This window comes from Dyadobacter pollutisoli (assembly GCF_026625565.1).
Classification (GTDB): Bacteria; Bacteroidota; Bacteroidia; order Cytophagales; family Spirosomataceae; genus Dyadobacter; species Dyadobacter pollutisoli.
In genome coordinates this window covers 1,856,655-1,876,960 of record NZ_CP112998.1, presented here as the reverse complement: position 1 = coordinate 1,876,960, position 20,306 = coordinate 1,856,655, and the positions used below count along the sequence as shown (strand labels likewise).

Annotated in this window: 18 protein-coding genes; 5 read left to right on the top strand and 13 right to left on the bottom strand. The window is 45.6% G+C overall.

Features of this window, described 5'->3' with window-relative positions:
- Positions 1-3: 3 nt before the first annotated feature.
- Complete coding sequence (locus tag ON006_RS07800) at positions 4-1,014, top strand: aldo/keto reductase (RefSeq protein ID WP_244819040.1); 1,011 nt, start codon at positions 4-6, stop codon at positions 1,012-1,014.
- A gap of 13 nt (positions 1,015-1,027) precedes the next feature.
- Positions 1,028-1,945 (top strand): helix-turn-helix domain-containing protein, encoded by a 918-nt coding sequence (locus ON006_RS07795; protein WP_244819041.1) that lies wholly within the window; start codon positions 1,028-1,030, stop codon positions 1,943-1,945.
- 47 nt (positions 1,946-1,992) lie between these two features.
- Here the strand turns inward: ON006_RS07795 and ON006_RS07790 are convergent, their stop codons facing one another.
- The 3 genes from ON006_RS07790 to ON006_RS07780 all read right to left on the bottom strand — a co-directional run bounded on the left by ON006_RS07790 (position 1,993) and on the right by ON006_RS07780 (position 5,168).
- Complete coding sequence (locus ON006_RS07790) at positions 1,993-3,849, bottom strand: T9SS type A sorting domain-containing protein (RefSeq protein WP_244819042.1); 1,857 nt, start codon at positions 3,847-3,849, stop codon at positions 1,993-1,995.
- Positions 3,850-4,043: 194 nt separating this feature from the next.
- Positions 4,044-4,574, bottom strand: coding sequence for a DUF4199 domain-containing protein (locus ON006_RS07785; RefSeq protein WP_244819043.1), 531 nt, complete (start codon positions 4,572-4,574; stop codon positions 4,044-4,046).
- Positions 4,575-4,694: 120 nt separating this feature from the next.
- On the bottom strand, positions 4,695-5,168 hold the full coding sequence (locus tag ON006_RS07780; RefSeq protein ID WP_244819044.1) for a response regulator transcription factor: 474 nt from the start codon (positions 5,166-5,168) through the stop codon (positions 4,695-4,697).
- Positions 5,169-5,299: 131 nt separating this feature from the next.
- On the opposite strand from ON006_RS07780, the gene ON006_RS07775 reads away from it, so the two are divergent.
- Complete coding sequence (locus ON006_RS07775; RefSeq protein WP_244819045.1) at positions 5,300-7,222, top strand: CocE/NonD family hydrolase; 1,923 nt, start codon at positions 5,300-5,302, stop codon at positions 7,220-7,222.
- A gap of 10 nt (positions 7,223-7,232) precedes the next feature.
- Here the strand turns inward: ON006_RS07775 and ON006_RS07770 are convergent, their stop codons facing one another.
- The 4 genes from ON006_RS07770 to ON006_RS07755 all read right to left on the bottom strand — a co-directional run bounded on the left by ON006_RS07770 (position 7,233) and on the right by ON006_RS07755 (position 11,836).
- The gene (locus tag ON006_RS07770; protein WP_244819046.1) at positions 7,233-8,963 is read right to left on the bottom strand and encodes a HAMP domain-containing sensor histidine kinase; all 1,731 of its coding nucleotides are present in this window, start codon (positions 8,961-8,963) and stop codon (positions 7,233-7,235) included.
- 2 nt (positions 8,964-8,965) lie between these two features.
- Complete coding sequence (locus ON006_RS07765; RefSeq protein ID WP_244819047.1) at positions 8,966-10,084, bottom strand: sensor protein KdpD; 1,119 nt, start codon at positions 10,082-10,084, stop codon at positions 8,966-8,968.
- A 19-nt stretch (positions 10,085-10,103) separates the two neighbouring features.
- Positions 10,104-11,192, bottom strand: a complete 1,089-nt coding sequence (locus tag ON006_RS07760; RefSeq protein WP_244819048.1) for a porin — start codon at positions 11,190-11,192, stop codon at positions 10,104-10,106.
- Between the two features lie 83 nt (positions 11,193-11,275).
- The gene (locus tag ON006_RS07755) at positions 11,276-11,836 is read right to left on the bottom strand and encodes a K(+)-transporting ATPase subunit C (protein WP_244819049.1); all 561 of its coding nucleotides are present in this window, start codon (positions 11,834-11,836) and stop codon (positions 11,276-11,278) included.
- Positions 11,837-11,876: 40 nt separating this feature from the next.
- Here ON006_RS07755 and ON006_RS07750 point away from each other — a divergent pair, with 40 nt between their 5' ends.
- Positions 11,877-12,107 (top strand): hypothetical protein, encoded by a 231-nt coding sequence (locus ON006_RS07750; protein WP_244819050.1) that lies wholly within the window; start codon positions 11,877-11,879, stop codon positions 12,105-12,107.
- Positions 12,097-12,501 (top strand): PIN domain-containing protein, encoded by a 405-nt coding sequence (locus ON006_RS32310; RefSeq protein ID WP_374760188.1) that lies wholly within the window; start codon positions 12,097-12,099, stop codon positions 12,499-12,501. Before ON006_RS07750 ends, ON006_RS32310 begins: the two co-directional genes overlap by 11 nt.
- A 2-nt stretch (positions 12,502-12,503) precedes the next feature.
- Here the strand turns inward: ON006_RS32310 and kdpB are convergent, their stop codons facing one another.
- The 6 genes from kdpB to ON006_RS07720 all read right to left on the bottom strand — a co-directional run bounded on the left by kdpB (position 12,504) and on the right by ON006_RS07720 (position 20,277).
- Positions 12,504-14,543, bottom strand: coding sequence for a potassium-transporting ATPase subunit KdpB (gene kdpB / locus ON006_RS07745; RefSeq protein WP_244819051.1), 2,040 nt, complete (start codon positions 14,541-14,543; stop codon positions 12,504-12,506).
- 12 nt (positions 14,544-14,555) lie between these two features.
- Positions 14,556-16,247: a potassium-transporting ATPase subunit KdpA gene (gene kdpA / locus ON006_RS07740; protein ID WP_244819052.1), complete on the bottom strand. Its 1,692-nt coding sequence runs from the start codon at positions 16,245-16,247 to the stop codon at positions 14,556-14,558.
- Positions 16,248-16,589: 342 nt separating this feature from the next.
- Complete coding sequence (locus ON006_RS07735) at positions 16,590-17,927, bottom strand: sigma-54-dependent transcriptional regulator (RefSeq protein ID WP_244819053.1); 1,338 nt, start codon at positions 17,925-17,927, stop codon at positions 16,590-16,592.
- Positions 17,928-17,972: 45 nt separating this feature from the next.
- Positions 17,973-18,398: a response regulator gene (locus tag ON006_RS07730; RefSeq protein ID WP_244819054.1), complete on the bottom strand. Its 426-nt coding sequence runs from the start codon at positions 18,396-18,398 to the stop codon at positions 17,973-17,975.
- A gap of 118 nt (positions 18,399-18,516) precedes the next feature.
- A complete protein-coding gene (locus tag ON006_RS07725) occupies positions 18,517-19,284 on the bottom strand; it encodes an SDR family NAD(P)-dependent oxidoreductase (protein WP_310590180.1) in 768 nt (255 codons plus the stop codon).
- Positions 19,285-19,374: 90 nt separating this feature from the next.
- Positions 19,375-20,277, bottom strand: coding sequence for a helix-turn-helix domain-containing protein (locus ON006_RS07720; RefSeq protein ID WP_244819055.1), 903 nt, complete (start codon positions 20,275-20,277; stop codon positions 19,375-19,377).
- Positions 20,278-20,306 lie beyond the last annotated feature (29 nt).

Here is a 20,306-nt window from a genome sequence, read left to right as displayed (position 1 = left end):
ATAATGAGCAGCATTCAAACAACAAAATTAGGAAGCCAGGGGCTTGAAGTTCCTGTCGAGGGCCTGGGTTGCATGGGTATGACCTCCCTTGCAGGCATGAACATTTACGGCGTTGCCGACGAAACCGAATCGATAGCCACCATTCACCGTGCATTGGAACTGGGCGTTAATTTTCTGGATACAGCGGATCTCTACGGCCCCCTACTCAACGAAAGGTTGATCAGTAAAGCAATCAAGGGACACCGGGACCAATATATTATCGCCACCAAATTCGGCTACGAAGTAGATGACAATGAACAGCTTACCTGGCGAATCAATGGTCGTCCTGAGTATGTGAAAAAATCGGTGGAACGTTCGCTTAAGAACCTGGGCACCGACTACATTGACCTTTATTATCTGCATCGCGTCGACCCTGAAACACCCATTGAGGATACCGTTGGCACGATGGCCGAGCTGGTGCAATCGGGCAAGGTGAAGTACATTGGTTTGTCGGAGGTATCAGCGCAGACGTTGAGAAGGGCACACAGCATCCATCCAATCAGTGCAGTGCAGACCGAATATTCGCTTTTTGAAAGAGCACCAGAAGAGAATGGCCTGTTCGACACATTGAAAGAACTGGGTATTGGTTTTGTTTCCTATTCGCCGCTCGGCAGAGGCTTTCTGACCGGCGACCTAAAAAGCCCGGACGACTTTCCGGCTGACGATTTCCGGAGAACCATTCCACGTTTTCAGGGTGATAATTTTTATAAAAATCTTGAATTAGTGGCTGAAATTCAACAGCTCGCAGCAGAAAAAGGAATCACACCCTCACAACTTGCCATCGCATGGACATTGGCAAAAGGTACCGTGCCCATTCCCGGGACAAAAAGAGTGAAGTACCTCGAAGACAATGTGGCCGCCGCAAGTGTTACCTTTACTGACACCGAACTGGCGCATTTGGAATCCATTTTGCCGCTGGGAAGCATCGCCGGCGAGCGTTACGATGAGTCTGCAATGGCTGGGGTAAATTTGTAAAATTGACAGGAAAATGAAAAACAAAGGGCCACTGATCATTAACTCGATTTCGGACTATCATAAAATCATGGGTATGCCTCAACCTGAGCACCCGCTGATCAGCGTGATCGGGCTGAAATGCGCAGTGGCGCTTCCCGACTTGCCGGACGACAAGTTGATCCATAATTTTTACAGCATTTTTCTAAAAAAGAATATTAATGCTACGATAGGTTACGGACGAAAATGTTATGATTTCAGCAACGGCGTCATGGGTTTTTCATTACCTAAGCAGGTTTTTACATTAAACAGAGAAGGTGATTATTCTCAAATAGCCGGGTGGATGCTTCTGATCCACCCGGACTTTATCCGAAAATACGACCTGGCCAAGCGCATTGACCATTACGGGTTCTTCTCCTACAACATGAATGAGGCATTGCACCTTTCGGAAAAAGAGGAAGCTATGATCGATCGCATTATGGAGGATATCAGAAACGAGTATCAGCAATCCATTGATGCATTCAGTCAGGATGTAATTGTGTCACATATAGAAGTATTGCTCAATTATTGCAACCGATTCTACAACAGGCAGTTCATTACCAGACAAAGTTCGGAGCAGGAGCCGTTGGAGAAATTTGAAGAACTTATCAAACAGATTTTCAGGGAAGATCAGATTCGCCACCTGCCTACTGTCAATGAAATAGCAGAACAGCTAAATGTTTCCGCGCATTACCTGAGTGATATGCTGCGCTCGCTCACAGGTATGAGTGCCCAGCAACACATTCACAATGGTCTGATCGAAAAAGCAAAAGAGATCCTGTTGACAACCAATCTGACCGTTAACGAAACCGCCTACAACCTGGGATTCGAATATCCGCAATACTTTAACAGACTTTTCAAAAGCAAAACCGGGCTGACGCCGGCCGCCTTTCGGAAGGATTTTGTTAGTAATTAAACTAGACTTGCCAAGTCTTGAAGACTTGGTAAGTCTTAACCCCTCGCCTACTTCTCTACCACAACTTTGCTTGAATACTTAGATCCGTTGCTGAAAGTTAGGACCAGTGAATACATACCACTTGAAATACCCTCCAAATTGATTTCCTCCGCAAATTCTCTGGAATGATACACTTGTCTGCCAAGATGATTCAGCAATTCCGAATTTGCAACATTCCCTTTATTTACAAGATGAATTTTAAGCGTTCCGGATGCCGGATTTGGATAAACCTTTACAAATTCACCTTGATCCATCAAGACAGACCTGATTCTACTGTATGAAAATGATTCATCCAAATCGGTCATTCTGAGGCGATAAAGATTTTTACCAGCATTTGGCTTTTGATCTAATAGTTCATATTCCTTCTCTCTTTGAGAATCTATTGATGTTTTAATTGATCCGATCGTATCCCACTTCTTGCCGTCAACACTTCGATGAACTTCAATGCGGTCACTATTCTCCTCGGAGGTCGTTTTCCACCTTAACAAGACATGATTTTCTTGTTTGATTGCGTCAAATGTGGCTAATGTTACAGGTAGTGCCGCGTCATTGTTGTATTTGGCTATCGCAAACTTGTGGTCATTATTTACGAAAGTATACCCCCCAATTACAATCTTGCCGTTATTCTGAATAGCTAAACATGTACCCACGTCCCAATTTCCGTTAAAATCCGTAGTAACTTTCCCGTCACCATCAAAGCTATTGTCTAACGTTCCATCAGTATTGTATCTCGCCATAGCGAAATCGAGGGTTGATCCATTATTAACCGCTGTAAATCCTACTGCAACGATTTTCTGGTCAGATTGCAAAGCCAAACTCCCTCCTACGTCATCCGTGTTGCTAAATACAGTCTTGACAATTCCGTTATTCCCAAAAGAGTTGTCTAGCTCTCCTGTACTCTTGTACCTTACAAGCAGCATATCATCGTAACCTCCAAATACAGGTCTAGTTGTACCCAGAACAATGATTTTACCGTCTGCCTGAATGTCAACCGAAGATCCAACATCCTTAAATCCGATCTTGGTAGTCACAACACCATTAACCCCAAATCCATCATCTAGCCTCCCAGTATTCTTTATTCTCAACAACATCAAAACATCCTCCGGAGCTTGATTCGCATCATTCAATAATTCCGTAAATCCGGTGAGTAAAATTTCCCCATCCTGCTGTAAGGCAATTCCCCTCGCAAGCTGCCAGGCATCCGCTTCTCCCAAAACTCCGGTTTGGCCTAAACCAATAATAACTTTGCCGTTGTCTCCAAACTCGCTGTCCAACACACCATCACTGCTATACCTCGCGAGGGCTATATTTATGTCGAAATTTGCTAAATCTTGGGAATACCCTGCGATTATTACCTTACCGTCAGGTTGTAAAGCTATGGAGTTCGCCTGCTCATTTTCGCCATAAAAATCTGTCTTAACAACACCAGCTACACCAAAGGTCAGATCAATACTGCCATCCTTTTCGTATCTCACCATTGCAAAGTCATGATTTGAGCCATTCCAAGTGTACCCTGAAGCGATTATCTTTCCATCTGGCTGAATTACTCCTGAGGACGCTACGTCTTCGTTGGTCCCGAATTGCGTTTCTACCACTCCATTTACTCCAAACGAATTATCTAAACTACCGTCTGAGTTATACCTGATTAGGCAAAATTGACCCGCATATTGAACCTGTGTGGAATATCCGATAGCTACGGTCTTACCATCTTCTTGAATTAGTATTTTGTTAATCAAATTATGGGGAACAGTCACCCCCGTTACCACCTTCCCTCCCTGTCCAAAAGTTTGGTCCAATGATCCTGGTTGAGCCAAACAAATCGCTGGCCATATCAAAACTAAAATGAGGTAATAAAATCGTTTCATCTTTCATGGTTTAATGTGAATGGATGAAATGAAATTATTTACCTCAAATGGATTTAATGGTTACAAATGAATGAATGGCACTTATAATTTTCTTGCGGTATGCCTTATTTGCTCACCGCCTGTGGTAACCATACAAGACCAGGCAAGTCTTTTGAGACTTGCAACTCTTATTCAAAGCGAGACTTACCAAGTCGTCAAGACTTGGCAAGTCCGCCACTCCTCTTCAAAATAAGCGCCGAAATCAAAGAAACAACCAATCCGACCGGTAGGATTTCCATGTAGGTAATCAGCACTACTCCCAGCGGACTTTTGTAAAATTCCTTGTAAGTACCCATTTCCGCAATCTTACTTTCCAGCTCAGCCCCGGAAACCCCATCCTCCTGCAACTTGTTGATGGAGCTGGCGGCAAATTTTTCCATAAAGTCCGGAATGAATAAATAGTAGTCAACAAGCCAGACAATCACATAAACAGTCGAGGCGATTAAGCTGATGTAAAGACCAATCATGAAGGCTTTCCCGAATGTTACAAAACCGCCATTGTGTTTGTCGCGGTAGTTTTTAATACCCACAAAAACCAGAGAAAAAGCCAGGAGCATGGAAGCATATCCCAGCAGCATGTTCCCCTCGAAGCTTTCCTTATTATAGCAGACAGCAATGGATGAGACCATAAATGTCGACACGATAACGCCGGAGATTAATCCACAAATTATAACGATCCTTTTCATAACCAGTTAAGTTTTTGATCAAATGAGATAGCAAATTGGAGAACCGCTGATCAATTCAATTCATACTTTCGGGTGATTTTGATAGTGATACCTGTTTTTGACAACAAAGCAGAAAAATTACTAGGGTATCAGACTTAGCCGCCTGGCTTTTTCAACTGCTTGTGTGCGGCTTTTCACCTCCATTTTGTCAAACAGTCTAGAAGAATGTGTTTTAATGGTGTTCAAAGACACAAAAAGCTGGTCCGCAATTTGTTGATTGCTCATTCCCTCCGCGATCAGTTGCAGCACTTCCAGCTCACGCTTGCTAAGCCCAAGCGTTTGTGCCTCATTCGAATTAAATGTAAAACTGCCATCCGAAAACACAGGCACTTCCTTCTCCACAATGACCGTCTCGACTTTGGGCTTGATCAGCTTCATCGCCAGCCAGATCCCCAGGCCAGTGAAAATCAGCGCAATGGCACCGGCATATATTTCGACAATATGGTTAATGATCAGAAAACGCAGTTCCAGCCACTTTAAAAGGAACAGTAACAGGGCCAATGAGATGCCGTATAGAATCGTCGGCCTGTGTTTGCTGAAAAAGCCTGCTGTCATCGGAGATTTTCAATAAATGCTATTCTTAATATCAAAAATATAAATTTTTCCGGGTAAGAGATTTTATTTAACGGTATATACTTAAATTGGCATAACCACCTTTTTTTGAAACACCTTACTTCACTTCGCCTGTGAAACAATGTCCTAAATCTCCGTCATTCGGTATTATGTTCCTGCTGGCAATGCTCCTGTACTCTGGTACCACTGCTTTGGCGCAAACTAAAATCAATGAGGACTCGGTTTACATCCGGGAACATTACAACAAGATAGAACGAATGATACCTGTACGTGATGGTGTCAAGCTTTTCACTTCTATTTACATTCCCAAGGACATTTCGGCTTCCAAAACCTACCCTATTCTCCTCAATCGCACGCCATACAGTGTAGCCCCATATGGAGAGACGCTTTTTAAAAACAGTATCGGTCCCAGCATGCATTTTGCGCGAGAGGGTTATATCATTGCGTATCAGGATGTAAGGGGGAAATATATGTCTGAGGGTGATTTTGAAGCATACCGACCTTTTATAACTCAAAAAAAGGCCAAAACCGATATCGACGAAAGCTCTGACACCTACGATACCATTGAATGGCTGATCAAAAATATGGAAGGAAATAATGGCAAAGTAGGCAGCTGGGGCATCTCTGCGCCAGGCTACTACGCTACTATGACCGCTGTGGAAGCTCACCCGGCATTGAAAGTGGCATCTCCACAAGCGCCTGTTGCCGACTGGTTTATGGGTGACGACCGCCATCATAACGGTGCTTTTTTCCTGATGGGCACATTTGCATTTCTCTCTTCCTACGGCGCGCCAAGACCCGTCCCCACATCAAAAGGTACGCCACAATTTTCAGCTTACGGAACACCGGATTCGTATGAGTTTTATAAAAATCTCGGCCCGCTGAAAAATGTCAATGAAAAGATTTTCAAGAATCAGAACCGCATCTGGAACCAGATGATGGAGAATGAGAGCTACAATGATTTCTGGAAGGCGCGCACGCCCCTGCCCCATTTAAAGAATATTAAACCTGCCGTGATGGTGGTGGGAGGATGGTTTGATCAGGAAGATCTTTACGGCCCGCTGAAAACGTATCAGGCCATCGAAAATAATAAACCTAAGTCGCCCAATTTGCTTGTAATGGGTCCCTGGATTCATGGAGGCTGGTCGCGCGGGACTGGTCAATCATTGGGAAATATCCGCTTCGGATCCAAAACGAGTGCTTTTTACCAAAAAGACATCGAACTTCCCTATTTCAATCATTATCTGAAGGGCAACACAGATCCAGCTTTACCCAAGGCTTATATCTTCGAAACAGGGGCTAATGAATGGAGAAAATATGATCAGTGGCCCCCAAAAAACGCCGTGGAAAAGAAGCTGTACTTCCACCCGGACGGCACGCTTTCTTTCTCTCCGACGATGACCACTATGCAGGTCGGTGCTAGTCCATCTTTTGATGAGTATACCAGCGATCCAGCCAGGCCAGTGCCGTATACATCCGAAATACGGATCATTCGGGGAAGCGATTACATGTATGAAGACCAGCGTTTTGCTTCCACCCGGCCCGACGTGCTCGTGTACCAAACAGAAGTATTGACTGAGGACGTTACCATTTCAGGAAATGTTTTCGCCGATCTCTTCGTATCCACCACCGGCACTGATGCTGATTTCGTAGTGAAACTCATAGACGTTTACCCAGGCGACGCTCCTAATAACAGTCCTGTTAATCCAAATATGAAAATGGGTGGTTTTCAGCTGCTCGTACGCGGCGAGGTAATGCGCGCCAAATTCAGAAAAAGCTTCTCGAAACCAGAACCTTTGGTGCCAGGAAAAATTGAGAATGTACGTTTTGATATGCAGGACGCAGCACACAGGTTCAAAAAGGGCCACAAAATCATGGTGCAGGTGCAGAGCTCATGGTTCCCGCTGGTGGACCGTAACCCTCAGAAATTCGTGAACATTTACAAAGCTTCTGAACAGGATTTTCAGACAGCGAAACACCGGATCTTTAATTCAGGAAATGCTTCTTCTTACGTCGGAGTAAGGGTTTTGGAATAAAACTGGCGATTCAGACGCTCTTTTTCAGCCCGATTGTGAAGGTACTACCTGCTCCCAGCTCGCTTTCCACGGTGAGCGTGCCTTGCTGCGCCTCCATAAATTCCCGGCTGATGGCCAGGCCAAGGCCAGTTCCTTCGCGGGTAGAGCCCGGTACCCGAAAGTACCGGTCAAATATTTTGTCCTGATACTCCTGTGAAATCCCCTGACCATTGTCCCTGACCGAAATTTGAATGTACTCCTGATTTTCCCTGATTTCCAGCGTGATCACCGAATGGTCGTAAGAGTACCGAATCGCATTGGAAATCAGATTAGTGAGTACCCATGCTGTTTTTTCCGCGTCCGCCTGCACACTTGAATGCACGCCATTTTCCAGCACCTGTAACTTGATATCACGGTTTTCAGCCATTGTTTCATTGGAAGCGATGGCATAGCCAATGATTTCCCGAGGCGAAGCATTTTCGATATTCAGCTGGATCCTTCCGCTTTCAACCTGTGTAATGTTGAGCAGCTCGCCGGTAATTTTGAGCAGCCGGTCCGCGTCTTCGCGGATACCGTCCAGCAGGTGCCGCTGCTCCTCATTGGTTTGGCCAATACGCTCATTTTTAAGCAGATCAAGCGTGATTTTTATGGCGGAGATCGGCGTTTTCAGCTCATGGGAAACATTGGCTATAAAATTCGTTTTCGCAAAATCCAGCTCTTTGTAAGGGGTGATATTCCTCAGCACGATTACATGTCCGATCGACCGGCTTTCCTTTTCCCCGGTAGGCGTAATCGAAATGTTAATGTTTTCTTTTTCAAAGTAACTTTCCTTTCCGTCAGCATAAATTTTCATAGGCGCCTGATCCGCATGGACTTTTGTGGTTTCAAAGGTATCCTTAACCAATGATCGCACCAGGTCGTTTCTCAGCGCTATTTCTGCGGCTTTGCCTCCTATCAGCTCGCTGGCTTTCAAGCCTGTAACTTTCTGGGCTTCCTCATTGGCAAAGATGATGATTTTATTTTCGTCCAGCCCGATCACCGGATCATGCATGTTATTGATCAGTGTCTCGATCCGCTTTTTCTCAGTCATTAATTTGGCTAGATTGCTGCTGTTGTACTCTTCCAGCTTCTCCGCCATCGTATTGAACGACTGCGCCAGCTGACCGTATTCGTCCTTACTGCCAAAATGCACCCTTTCGGTGTAGTTTTCTTTAGCGATTTGCCGGATACTTTCTGTGAGTTCACCGATCGGATTGGCAATGTTGCTTGGCAAATTCACAAATAATGTGAGCGCTATCAAAAAACAAATGGTACCAGTAATAGCAATCCAGACGACCGATTTCCCGGCGGTTTGCTCAGCATACGTACTTTTTCGACTGATCGCATTCAGGTTAAGGCTCATGATATCATTGATATCGTTCCTTACCTGGCCAACCAAAACTGAATCAGAGGGACTGGTTTTCAGCGATTTAAAGTGTCCCGTCAATTGCTCGGTAAACTCCTTCTCGCCATTTTCCGTGATATTATTTTGCTGATGAAGTAGGTATTTTTCAAAATCAGCAAAGTCGGGTTTTCCGGCCGCAGGTTTTTCGAGCGCCCGCAGCATGAGCCGGCCATATTCCAGCGAGTTGTAATTAGCTTTCAAGATACTGCGCGAGTCGGCGGAAAGTATGTTCACCTGCCGTACCCCCAACACGGCGAGTATGGTGATCATGGCGAACAAAATCCCGGTCCCCAACCTCAGTTTGGTCTTTATTTTCATGATCAGGAAAGTATAACGAGGTCAATGTCGGAAGAAGACATCTTATTTAAAAGTTCATTGAAAACATTCGTGGCCAATATGACTTTAAACAGGTTCAAATGCGGCTTACCGATACAAATCGTGGTTATTTTATTCTGCTCGGCTACCTCCACGATCACTTTGGCAATGCTGGCATTCTGGATTTTAATCACATTACCGCCCAGTTCCGTCGCCAGTTTGAAATTATTGATCAAATGCCGCTGTTTGGCTAACCCTATCCTGCTGGCCGATTCCTTGGGCGTCTGTACATACAGCAGGTACCAGTTGCTGTGATAGTAATTGGCAAGTCTGGCTGTTTTCCGTATCACATTGCGGGCCGTTTTTTCGTTACTGCTGATACACGCCAGAAAACGCTCGTGTTTGATCGCAAGATTCGGCTGGATCTCATTTTCGACCTTGCGCTCTACCTGGGAAGCTACTTCTTTTAATGCAAGCTCCCGAAGCTGCAAAATGTGCTGCGGTTTGAAAAAATTCAGGAGTGCCGTCTGAACCTTTTCGGGCGTGTAAATTTTGCCTTCCTTCAATCTGGTAATAAGCTCGTCGGCCGTGAGGTCGATGTTGACAACCTCGTCCGCTAGTCCCAATACCTTGTCCGGAATGCGTTCAGCGACTTCCACGCCGGTTATTTCCTTCACCTCCTGGTTCAGGCTTTCGATGTGCTGAATGTTCACAGCCGAGATCACATTAATCCCTGCATCCAGAATATCCATGACATCCTGCCAGCGCTTGGTGTTTTTGCTGCCCTCTATATTGGTATGTGCCAGCTCGTCAACGATCACTACCTCAGGCCGCAAGGTGATCACCGCCTGCACGTCCAGCTCTTCGAGTTCCTTTCCTTTATAAAACAACTTCCGTCGGGGAATAACCGGTAATCCTTCCAGCAAATCGTGCGTTTCCTTCCGGTTATGCGTTTCAATGTATCCGATTTTGACATCAATACCTGTACGCAACAGTGCATGCGCCTCCTGCAACATGCGGAAAGTCTTGCCGACCCCCGCACTCATCCCGATATAGATCTTGAATTTACCTTTCCTTGATTTTTTGATCAGGTCAAGAAAATGTTCCGCACTGTTGTTTTCCATTGGAATGTAAGTTTTTTTATCAATTCAATGCAAAAGTGATGGCAGTAGTCATGTAGGTTTTGTTACGGGTGAGTTTGTCGCTGGCACCGTTGAAGATTGCGTCCCTGCTATTCAGGTGTCGTGCCTCCATGCGCCACATTACTTGCGAACTGATGGCGTAGTCGCAATTAATTGATAAGCCATAAGTCTGAAAACCGTGATCCGAAGCGGTCGCAATAATCACGCCTTTTTTGTCATGATAGTACTCCCCTCTCGCCGCTATATTGAACTTTGGCGATACTGAAAACCGGGCGATGAGCACGGGGACATACCAGGTGTTGTAACTGCTGCTTCCCTTTTGGTTTTGCTCACTCCCAATGTCAAAACCTGTGGTGATACCCCATTTTTCGGAAAGTTGGAATATTCCATAAACGTTGTGGTAGTACCGCATTTGTCGCAGGCTGTCCGGCTTATCGCTTCCGATAAAAGTGCTGTAATTCAATGTCACATAAGATGCTGGTTTAAATGTAACCTGCGTCCCGAATGCGGGCGTGGAGTTACCATCCACGCGCTGAATTCGCTGCCAACCATTGAGATACATGGCCGACAGGTACCATTTTTCATTGTTGCTGGTATAGCCAAGTTTCGCCCCTGACTCAAAGTACGGCGTATTTTCAGCCATCAAACTTCTGGTAAGCATCCAGTTATCTTTGCCGATTGCACTTTCAAATCCAATGTGGGAAGGCATGATCCCTGCGTCGAGCCATAGGTTGTGGTTTTTGGCCAATTTAATTCCCGCGTTGGCTTCATAAATATTTTTGAGCACACCTGGCTCAGCTGCATAATTGGCATTCATATAAGTACCGGCTGCCAGCGAAATATTGGCACGCAGCCGGTCGGTATTGTAGCTGCCCCGGAGCATGGCCAGGTTCAGGTTTACTTCGTTGGTTCGGTTGTGATTGTAGATAAATCCGGGTAATGTGTGGTTTTCCGTTTTGTGAAAATCCTGCACGTAATACGATTCAACGTACCCGCTTATGGTAAAATGGTTTCTGGTTTCAGTGGAGTCCTGTGAGTAGGCTGGCATTGCCGCAGCAATGACCAAAGCGCCTAAAAATACTGTTTTCATTTACTTTCGATCTGGTAATCAAAGCGGCGGGTACCGTTACTGGCCGGTTCACTGCGTCGCATCCGAAATGAGCCGGCGGCTTTTTATTTCAAATTGTCAAGTGCGAGGTTCAATGCCAATACATTGACTTTCTCCGGCCCAAAAAGTCCCAGCAAAGGTTTCTGAGTATTTTCATTGACTAATAATTCCAGCTTTTGAGCGGGAACATTTCGGATTTTGGCGATCCGGGTTACCTGTACCAATGCGGCTTTGGCAGAAATGTCAGGGTCCAGGCCGCTAGCACTCGCAGTGACGAGCTCGACGGGGATTTGCGACTTTTGTACGCCGGGATTATGCATCAAAAATGTATCTATCCTTGCCTGTACCACGCCCAGGTATTCCTCATTCGACGGGCCCTTGTTACTACCCCCACTACCGGCAGCATTGTACCCCACTGCGGATGGGCGGGAATTGAAATACTTGTCATCTGTAAAAGACTGACCGATATTAGCATAATACCGTTTCCCGTTCCGCTCCATGATCTCCCCTTTTCCGTGATTTGGAAACACTTTTGCAACCCCAAGGATCACCAATGTGTATATGCCTGAGAAGAATACCAACGTCAAAATTGTCAACCTGACCGCTGGAAAAATATGTTGTTTCATTTGGATTTTAATTTTTAACTTTGATAATAACTTGATTCTTATGTACAGAAAAGTTTTTGTCGCTCAAAATGCCGACGATCTGAACGTGAAGCTACCTGATGACTATTTGCATAAGGGGATTGAAGTAATCGCTTTTGAAATCAAAGAGAGTAGAAACGAGATTCTCGCCGCAAAAAAGGAGGCCGCAAAAAAGGCTCATCGATATTTTAAGACTATTCAAATAGATCTTGGAGGCTTCAATTTCAACAGAGACGAAGCCAATGAAAGATAGGCCTTTCATTGACAGCAATGTTGTGCTGTATCTTTTGGATTTGAATGGAAGCAACAAGAAAGAAATCGCTTCTTCTTTGATTTTGGACTTACCTTTCATTAGTCCGCAGGTTGTGTTTGAATGCTTGAATGTTTGTCTCCGAAAGCTAAAAATGGATCGCACGAGCTCTACCCGTTTTTTGAATGAGCTGATCGCAAGCACGTTCATGCAAGATGAAACTGAGCAGGTTGTAAATTCTGCCCTACGCATTTTTAACAGATATTTTTTGCAACCTTTTGATTCAAAAATAATTGCGTCCGCGCTAGAAGCTAGTTGCAACATCTTGTACTCAGAAGATATGCAGCATGGACTTGTCATTGACGATCGGCTTACCATTATTAATCCTTTTTTATAATTTCAAAACCAAGCACTCACAACCATATCAATCACCTTAATCCCCGCAAAGGGAACCAAAACCCCGCCAAGGCCATAAATCAGCAGGTTTCTGCGTAGTAATGCGCTGGCACCGATGGGTTTGTAGGCAACACCTTTCAAAGCCAGCGGGATCAGTAGCGGAATGATGATCGCATTGAAAATCACCGCAGAGAGTATCGCGCTTTCCGGACTATGCAGCCCCATGATATTAAGACCTTGCAATGCAGGAATGGAGGCAATAAACAATGCGGGCACGATGGCGAAATACTTGGCGACGTCATTCGCAATACTGAATGTAGTCAGCGTTCCGCGGGTCATTAACAGCTGTTTACCGATTTCCACGATCTCAATCAGCTTCGTGGGGTCATTATCCAGATCCACCATGTTACCGGCTTCCTTCGCTGCCTGCGTTCCGCTGTTCATAGCCACGCCTACATCAGCCTGCGCCAGTGCGGGGGCATCGTTGGTACCGTCGCCCATCATGGCCACAAGCTTTCCTTTATGCTGCTCAGCTTTGATGTAATTCATTTTATCTTCTGGTTTGGCTTCGGCGATGTAGTCATCCACACCTGCTTTTTCGGCTATAAATTTGGCTGTCAATGGATTATCACCAGTCACCATCACCGTTTTTACGCCCATTCTGCGCAGTCTTTCAAAACGTTCCTGAATGCCTGGTTTGATAATGTCCTGCAATTCGATCACGCCGATTACTTTTTCATTTTCCGAAACCACCAGCGGCGTACCCCCATTGCTGGAAATCTCCCTCACTTTTTCGGCGGTATCGGCAGGAAATTGGTTCCCCGCCTTCTCGCTCAGCTGCCTGATCGCGTCCGACGCACCCTTACGTATGCGTGTGTCCATGAAATTGATCCCAGAACTCCGGGTTTCAGCTGTAAACTGAATGAAAGTGGGGTTTTCTACCCGTAACCGGTCCGGTACGATCGAGGCCAGCTCGATAATGGATTTACCCTCGGGTGTTTCGTCAGCGATGGAGCTGAGCGCTGCGCTGGTGATAAAATGACTTTTCTCAATGCCATCCGCGGGCCAGAAATGGGTCGCTTTCCGGTTACCGATCGTGATCGTGCCGGTTTTGTCAAGCAACAATGTGTCAATGTCCCCGGCCGTTTCAACAGCCTTTCCACTCTTGGTGATCACATTGGCCCGAAGCGCCCTGTCCATCCCCGCAATCCCGATCGCTGAGAGCAAGCCGCCGATCGTGGTCGGGATCAGGCACACGAACAATGAAATGAATGCCGCAATGGTGATGGGTGTATCCGCGAAATCACCGAACGGTTTTAAAGTAATACACACAATGACGAATACCAGCGTGAAACCAGCCAGCAAAATGGTCAATGCGATCTCATTGGGCGTTTTCTGGCGGCTTGCACCTTCTACCAATGCAATCATCTTGTCCAGAAAGCTTTCACCGGGTTCGGTGGTAACTTTTACTTTAATGCGGTCAGAAAGGACTTTGGTTCCACCCGTAACGCTGCTTTTATCTCCGCCGGCCTCCCGGATAACGGGTGCCGATTCGCCTGTAATCGCACTTTCATCGATCGTCGCAAGACCTTCAATGATCTCGCCGTCGGTAGGAATGATATCGCCGGTTTCGCAGAGAAAAACGTGCCCTTTTTGAAGTTGCGAGGAGGGAATGATCTTGACTTCGTTCACATACATATCGCCGATCGCCTGTAGCCATTTGGCGGGCGTTTCTTCACGGGTTTTCCGCAAACTGTTCGCCTGGGCTTTTCCTCTCGCCTCTGCAATGGCTTCTGCGAAATTGGCAAAAAGCAATGTAAGCAAGAGTATAGCAAAAACGATGAGGTTATATGCCAGGCTACCCTGACTTTTTTCACCTGATATGATCCAGATATTGACGATGAGCATTACAAATGTTCCGATCCATACGGTAAACATGACGGGGTTACGGAACATCACTTTGGGGTTCAGCTTGACGAACGACTGAGTCATCGCTTCCCTCACCAGATCTCCCTGAAAAAGGGATGTATTTTGAGATTTCATTCTGATTTTCTGTTAATGATTGATTGAAAAATACTCTGCGATCGGGCCCAGGGTAAGTGCCGGGAAGAAGGATAATGCCGTGATGATCACGATGACCGCAAAAACCATGATACCGAATGTGCCTGTGTCGGTTTTAAGTGTTCCCGCACTTTCCGGGATATGTTTTTTGGAGGCCAAAATACCCGCAATCGCGACCGGACCAATGATGGGCAGGAACCTGGAAAGGATCAGAACGATGCCGCAGCTGATGTTCCACCATGGTGTATTGTCACTCAGGCCCTCGAAACCGCTACCATTATTGGCCGATGATGAAGTGTATTCATAAAGCATTTCACTAAATCCGTGGAAACCGGGATTGTTGAGCGTACCAGCTGTGAACTGTGGCATGGCTACCGCCAACGCGGTACCCGCTAAAATAAGCAGCGGATGCAGTAATGCTACGATCATGGCAATTTTCATTTCCCGTGCCTCAATTTTTTTACCCATGAATTCGGGTGTCCTCCCCACCATTAAACCGCTGATAAAGACGGCCAGGATGATAAAAATGTAGAAATTCAAAATCCCAACGCCCACACCACCGTAAAATGCATTGGTCATCATAGACAACATTTGGGTCAGTCCCGACGCTGGCATGAAGCTGTCGTGCATGGAATTAACAGAGCCTGTGGATATAACGGTGGTGGCTATACTCCAAAATGCGGAAGCCGTCGTGCCAAACCGTACTTCCTTTCCTTCCATGGCCCCGGAAGAGACGTCGATACCCATTTGTGCCAGTTTAGGGTTTCCTTTCAGTTCTGTGATGATCGTGGGAATGGTTAACAACATAAAACCCAAGGTCATCACGCCAAAAATCATCCAGGCCAAACGGCGCTTTTTAAGAAAAAATCCAAGCGCGAAAATCATGGACAACGGAATGATCAGCTGGGCGCACATTTCGGTCATGTTGGTAAAATAATTAGGATTTTCCAGAGGATGAGCTGAATTAGTCCCAAAAAACCCGCCTCCATTAGTCCCAATGTGCTTAATCCCCACGAAAGCAGCAACTGGCCCGGTAGAAACCTGAACAGTGTCGCCCTGCATGGATATGATCGAGTCTTTACCGTCGAATGTCATAGGTGTACCATTGGCAACCAGCAGAATGGCTACAATGACCGATAGCGGCAACAAGATCCTGATGCAGGATCTTACCAGCAAATTATAAAAGTTGCCCAGCTTGTCGGTTGTACGTTCTTTCAATGCGATCATCACAATCGCTGCGGCAGCCATACCGGTACCCGCGCTCACAAATTGCAAAAACATTAGAAACAACTGACCGAGATAGCTCATGCCGGTTTCCCCTGAATAATGCTGCAGATTACAGTTGACCACAAAGGATATGGAAGTATTAAATGCCAGTTCCGCAGATTGGGAAGGGTTACCATCCGGATTGAGCGGCAACCAGCCCTGGTTCATCAGTACGAACATGCCCAGGAAAAACCAGACCATATTAATCGTTAGCAATGCAACCAGATGTTGCTTCCAGTTCATTTCAACATTCGGTTTGATGCCGCTCAGTTTAAAAAAGAGATTTTCAAGCGGGCCAAAAACGGGGTCAAGAATCGTTTTTTCCTCCCCGTAGACTTTCGCGATATATTTACCCAGCGGAATTGACAATGCTACGGTAGCGACAAAAACGAAGATTATACCTGACAGTTCAGTATTCATTGGTTTAACAGTTTAAAATTTTTCAGGTTTTACAAGCACGTAACACATATATGCGAAAACCAGGATAGAGACGATGAATAGCGCTGCCATGGTTTCAGATCTTTTCGAAGTAATTGATGGATTTGTAAAACAGCACGAAGGCTAATGCACCAGCGGCCATAAGAAGGAGTGTTGTCATGATTGCGTTTATTAAGTTTTCACCTGTTGATACCAACCGTATGCCGCAACATCACACAGGACAATAACACATTGATTTACAGCACTTTGATAAAATAACACGCGCTGTGCCAATAAAAAAAGCCTATCAAAATGATAGGCTCGTTATCAGAATAGAAGGATGACTTACAATTTATATTCGTCTATCTTTCGGTAAAGTGTTGCTATCCCGATCTCTAAAAGTCGGGCGGCTTCGGCCTTGTTGCCGTTGGTATAGTTGAGTACTTTTTGAAGATGTATTTTTTCTGCGCTGGCCATTGAAAAAGCGGACATGCTTTTATCAGTATTGTTTCGCATCTGGCTCAGCTCCATGGGAAGGCTCTCCCGATCCAGCACGGGGCCGTCTGTCAGGATCACACTTCTTTCGATTACATTTTTGAGCTCGCGGATGTTGCCGTTCCACTGACTGTGTTCCAAGGCGGCTATGAAATCCGGCGACAAGGCTTTGATCTTCTTATTGGCCTTCAATGCAAATCTTACTGCAAATTCGTTAGCCAGTGCCGCAATGTCCGAAACCCGCTCCCGCAATGCGGGAATCGTGATTTGAAAAACAGAAAGCCTGTAAAATAAATCGCTTCTGAATTCGCCCGCAGCAATCTCTTTTTCAAGATCACGGTTGGTGGCCGCAATGATGCGGACATTGACTTTCGTCGGATGCGTGTCACCTATTTTAATAAACTCCCCGGATTCGAGGACACGAAGCAGCTTTGCCTGTAATTCCAAAGCCATTTCACCGATTTCATCCAGAAAAATGGTGCCAGTATTGGCTTCTTCAAACAGTCCTTTCTTGTCCCTGATTGCCCCCGTGAATGCCCCCGCCTTATGCCCGAACATTTCACTTTCCAGCAGGTCTTTTCCAAAAGCCGAGCAATTAATGGCCACAAATGGCTTTTTGGATCTCGCACTCGCCTGATGAATGGATTGCGCGAACACCTCTTTCCCAGTGCCCGTTTCGCCTAAAAGCAGTACCGTGGTGTCAGTTGGCGCTACCCTTCTGGCCAGATCGACGCTAGCGAGCAGTTTTTTGGATTTACCAATGATCGCATCAAATGAATGCTTTTCTGCGAGCTGCTTTTCAAGGTTGGCGACGCGCTTGTTGAGCTCGGCTTTTTCAAGGGCACGATACAGCAACGGAATGATCCTGGCATTGTCGTCGCCTTTGGTAATGTAGTCGAAAGCGCCATTTTTTATGGCCTGGACACCGTCGGGAATGTTTCCATAAGCAGTAAGCAGGATCACTTCAACGAGTGGATATTTTTCACGGATTGTATTCAGAAATTCAACGCCATTGCCATCCGGAAGCTTTACATCGCATAGTACAATATCAATATCCGTTTGTTCCAGCTTTTTCAAGGCAGTCCGGATATCGCCCGCTTCGGTCACATCAAAACCTTCCAGCTTCACGACCCGGCCGATCAGTCCCCGTAATTTTTCTTCATCGTCAATGATCAGTACTTTCTTCATTGGCAGGTATCATGCTGTTGTTTTGTGATCCTTTGTTGCTTCGGATCATGCATTGTTGTTGGGGTGAAGACAACATTTCCAGTATTCAAAAATGACTTTGAAACGGTTACGAAGCTCATTGAAATTGTTTTCTTTCTTAAAAAAGCCCTGTATCGTCGAGTCGTAAGCCGCCTCGATAATCTGTGGATTGTCTGCCGTGCTCAAAAAAACGAATGGGATGGATTTCTTCCTGAGGTATTCATTCTGGTCGATGCGCTCCCTCAGCTCCAAACCATTCATTACCGGCATGTTGATATCGCAAATAATCAGGAAAGGCTGCTCTTGCGTCGTTTCGAGGTATAATAATGCTTCCAGACCATTTCCAAAAAAAAGAACCTTGTTTGGAATGTTCAATTCATCCATGACGCTTTTGATTAGAAACTGGTCGTCAGCATCATCCTCAATCGAAATGATCGGTCCTTTTATTGACATTTGCCGGAATGTTATGAAGTGAGTTTTCGTGCAAATATTGCATTTATTCTCCCAATAACTGACGCCGATGTCAATAATCCTTTCTTGACCGGACCGTACGCCCGCTGACGCACCCGCACTACAAATTCATTCCACCGGAGGCTTCAATGCGCTGCGCGGTAACCCAGCGAGCCTCTTCCGAACACAGAAATGCGACCACTCCGCCAATATCATCGGGCATACCTACCCTGCCCAAAGCGGTGATGGTGTTAATGTGATCCTCCATGCCCGGATGCGAATCAAACGCCCTTTTTGTGAAATCGGTGTGAATGATTCCGGGCGCTACCACATTGGCCGTAATTCCCCTGTATCCCAGTTCCTTGGCCTGATATTTCGTCAATGTTTCAATCGCACCCTTCATCGAAGCATAGGCCGCGTAGCCTTGTGTTGAAAAGCGGGCCAGGCCAGTCGACAGGTTGACGATTCTGCCTTTGTCAGCCATATGAGCCAATGCTTTTTGGGTTAAAAAATAAACACCTTTGAAATGCACATTCATCAGCTCGTCAAATGCCTCCTCGGTGGTGTCCGCGAATGCCGATGGGCGATCGATACCGGCATTGTTGATCAAAAAATCAAAGCTACTCCTACCCCATTTGTCTTGCAAAATATGCGAAAGTGAAGCAAAGAATGCGTCAAATGTCGACACATTCGCAGTGTCCAGCTGAACCGCCGCTGCTTTCCTTCCCAATGCTTCGATCGCAGCGACTACTTCTCCGGCTTCCTCTGCTTTATTCCGGTACACAACAATCACGTCGGTTCCTTTTTGGGCAAGGGCGAGCGCAATATTTTTACCTAATCCTCTGCTTGCGCCGGTTACCAACGCTATTTTATTTCCTGAGTCCATCATTTTGTTTGTTTAAAATTGATGGAACAAAGGTATCGGAGCGGTGAACGGTAAATTTGCCCGTTTCAAATCAAAACTTACGAAATTCAAATCTCAGACCCGAAACGCGCGCGGACTGAGCGAAGTATGCTTTTTGAAAAGGTTATTGAAATGGGAAGGTTCTTCAAACCCCAGACTGTACGCGATTTCAGATACGTTCCAATCCGTATGCTTCAAGAGGATCTTAGATTCCTTGATAATCCTGTCGCTAATGAGCTCAGTGGTCGTTTTTCCGGTGATCTCTTTTAAAACCTTATTGAGATAATTAACATGAATCGACAACTGATCGGCATAGTCTTTGGCCGACCGGAAGGTAAGCTTCTGATGTGGCGGCTCAATAGGAAACTGTCTTTCAAGCAGTTCTATAAAGAGAGAAGAAACCCGATTGTAAGCATTGGTTTCATTGAAAAGCGAGGTCGCCGGTTGGAGTTTTTGGCCGAAATGGATCAGTTCAATGACATAATTTCGCAGCAGATCGTATTTATAGGCATAGTCAGATTCAATTTCTCTGAACATTTTGCCAAACAAATACTTTACCTCCTCGATCTGCGGTTCAGTCAGGAAAAATATGGGACTTCCTCCTGGCTTGAATACCGGTAACTCCTTCAATTTAATGCCGCTATTGTCCTGCGTCAGAAAATCTTCTGAAAAAATACAAAAGAAACCCGATTGCTTTTCGTCCAGCGGCTCGTAGTTGTAAGGTATCAGCGGCGTTGCAAAAAGCAATGCATTGTGCTCAATGTCGATGACTTTATCCGCATATTCAGCTCTATTTTTCCCTAGTATCAGGCTGATCTTGTAATACGATCGCCGGTTGTAAGGCATTGAACCCGTTTTGGTACGGTACAGGTCTGCCGTCTTAAACAAGTTAAAGTGCCCGATCTCTTTCTGAACGGGCACTGGGATAAGTTGCTCGATATCTTTATAAAATTCCGATACTGAAATTGATTTCTGCATAATCAAAGTTACGAAATTCAATCCAATGC

What these genes read in the sequence shown, in the direction of transcription:
- ON006_RS07730 (WP_244819054.1), bottom strand. Translation starts at nt 18,398, where the DNA reads ATGTCAATAAAAGGACCGATCATTTCGATTGAGGATGATGCTGACGAC.
- ON006_RS07765 (WP_244819047.1), bottom strand. Translation starts at nt 10,084, where the DNA reads ATGGAAAACAACAGTGCGGAACATTTTCTTGACCTGATCAAAAAATCA.
- ON006_RS07750 (WP_244819050.1), top strand. Translation starts at nt 11,877, where the DNA reads ATGTACAGAAAAGTTTTTGTCGCTCAAAATGCCGACGATCTGAACGTG.
- kdpA (WP_244819052.1), bottom strand. Translation starts at nt 16,247, where the DNA reads ATGAATACTGAACTGTCAGGTATAATCTTCGTTTTTGTCGCTACCGTA.
- ON006_RS07725 (WP_310590180.1), bottom strand. Translation starts at nt 19,284, where the DNA reads ATGATGGACTCAGGAAATAAAATAGCGTTGGTAACCGGCGCAAGCAGA.
- ON006_RS07720 (WP_244819055.1), bottom strand. Translation starts at nt 20,277, where the DNA reads ATGCAGAAATCAATTTCAGTATCGGAATTTTATAAAGATATCGAGCAA.
- ON006_RS07800 (WP_244819040.1), top strand. Translation starts at nt 4, where the DNA reads ATGAGCAGCATTCAAACAACAAAATTAGGAAGCCAGGGGCTTGAAGTT.
- ON006_RS07785 (WP_244819043.1), bottom strand. Translation starts at nt 4,574, where the DNA reads ATGAAAAGGATCGTTATAATTTGTGGATTAATCTCCGGCGTTATCGTG.
- ON006_RS07780 (WP_244819044.1), bottom strand. Translation starts at nt 5,168, where the DNA reads ATGACAGCAGGCTTTTTCAGCAAACACAGGCCGACGATTCTATACGGC.
- ON006_RS07795 (WP_244819041.1), top strand. Translation starts at nt 1,028, where the DNA reads ATGAAAAACAAAGGGCCACTGATCATTAACTCGATTTCGGACTATCAT.
- ON006_RS32310 (WP_374760188.1), top strand. Translation starts at nt 12,097, where the DNA reads ATGAAAGATAGGCCTTTCATTGACAGCAATGTTGTGCTGTATCTTTTG.
- ON006_RS07760 (WP_244819048.1), bottom strand. Translation starts at nt 11,192, where the DNA reads ATGAAAACAGTATTTTTAGGCGCTTTGGTCATTGCTGCGGCAATGCCA.
- ON006_RS07755 (WP_244819049.1), bottom strand. Translation starts at nt 11,836, where the DNA reads ATGAAACAACATATTTTTCCAGCGGTCAGGTTGACAATTTTGACGTTG.
- ON006_RS07790 (WP_244819042.1), bottom strand. Translation starts at nt 3,849, where the DNA reads ATGAAACGATTTTATTACCTCATTTTAGTTTTGATATGGCCAGCGATT.
- ON006_RS07770 (WP_244819046.1), bottom strand. Translation starts at nt 8,963, where the DNA reads ATGAAAATAAAGACCAAACTGAGGTTGGGGACCGGGATTTTGTTCGCC.
- kdpB (WP_244819051.1), bottom strand. Translation starts at nt 14,543, where the DNA reads ATGAAATCTCAAAATACATCCCTTTTTCAGGGAGATCTGGTGAGGGAA.
- ON006_RS07735 (WP_244819053.1), bottom strand. Translation starts at nt 17,927, where the DNA reads ATGAAGAAAGTACTGATCATTGACGATGAAGAAAAATTACGGGGACTG.